At 72.5% G+C, this 1,146-nt stretch carries 1 protein-coding gene; it reads right to left on the bottom strand.

What is annotated here, in order from left to right; translation table 11 throughout:
* Positions 1–1,146 (bottom strand): ATP-dependent DNA helicase RecG (locus QAA18_RS12350; protein WP_279413348.1); only part of this gene is annotated, 1,146 nt, incomplete at both ends.

A 1,146-nucleotide genomic window follows, 5' to 3' on the forward strand; every position in this document is an offset into this window, starting at 1 on the left:
GGTCGGCGACGCGGAAGCCGGCCAGACCGGTCTGGCGAGTGCCCAGCAATTCGCCCGGGCCGCGCAGCGCCAGGTCCTGTTCGGCAATCTCGAAGCCGTCGCTGGTCGAGCGCATGGTTTCCAGGCGCTGCCGGGCCAGCGCCGACAGCGGCGCCTGGTACAGCAGCACGCAACTGGACGCGGCACTGCCCCGCCCGACCCGGCCGCGTAGCTGGTGCAGCTGGGCCAGGCCGAGGCGCTCGGCGTTCTCGATGATCATCAGCGAGGCGTTGGGCACGTCGACGCCGACCTCGATCACCGTGGTCGCGACCAGCAGGTCCATCGCACCGTCCTTGAACGCGCGCATCGCCGCCTGCTTCGCCGACGCCTTCATGCGACCGTGCACCAGGCCGATGCGCAGGCCGGGCAACGCCGCCGACAGCGCGTCGTGGGTGGTCTGCGCCGCCTGCGCCTCGACTTCGTCGGAATCGTCGATCAAGGTGCAGACCCAGTACGCCTGGCGGCCTTCGGCGCAGGCCGCGCGGATGCGCTCGACCAGCTCGGGACGGCGCTCGGCGCTCAGTGCCACGGTCTGCACCGGCGTGCGCCCGGGCGGCAACTCGTCGATGGCGGACACGTCGAGGTCGGCGTACGCCGTCATCGCGAGGGTGCGCGGGATGGGCGTGGCGGTCATCACCAGCTGGTGCGGCACGCCGCTGCCGTCCGCGCCCTTGTCGCGCAACGCCAGCCGCTGGTGCACGCCGAAACGATGCTGCTCGTCGACGATCGCCAGCGCGAGGTTGGCGAACACCACGCCCTCCTGCATCAGGGCGTGGGTGCCGACGACCATCTGCGCTTCGCCCGTGGCGACATCCGCCAGCACCTTCGCCCGTGCCTTGCCGGTGACCTTGCCGGCGAGCCAGGCCACGCGCACGCCCAGCGGTTCCAGCCATGCGCGCAGGTTCGCCAGATGCTGTTCGGCGAGCAGCTCGGTCGGCGCCATCAACGCCGCCTGGCGACCGCTGCCGATCGCGAGCATCGCCGCCAGCGCCGCGACCACGGTCTTGCCGCTGCCCACGTCGCCCTGCACCAGGCGCAGCATCGGCCGCGGCAACGCCAGGTCGGCGCGCACCTGCTCGAACACGCGCGCCTGCGCGCCGGTCAGCG

The sequence above is a fragment of the Luteimonas sp. 8-5 genome, from assembly GCF_029763755.1.
Classification (GTDB): domain Bacteria; phylum Pseudomonadota; class Gammaproteobacteria; order Xanthomonadales; family Xanthomonadaceae; genus Cognatiluteimonas.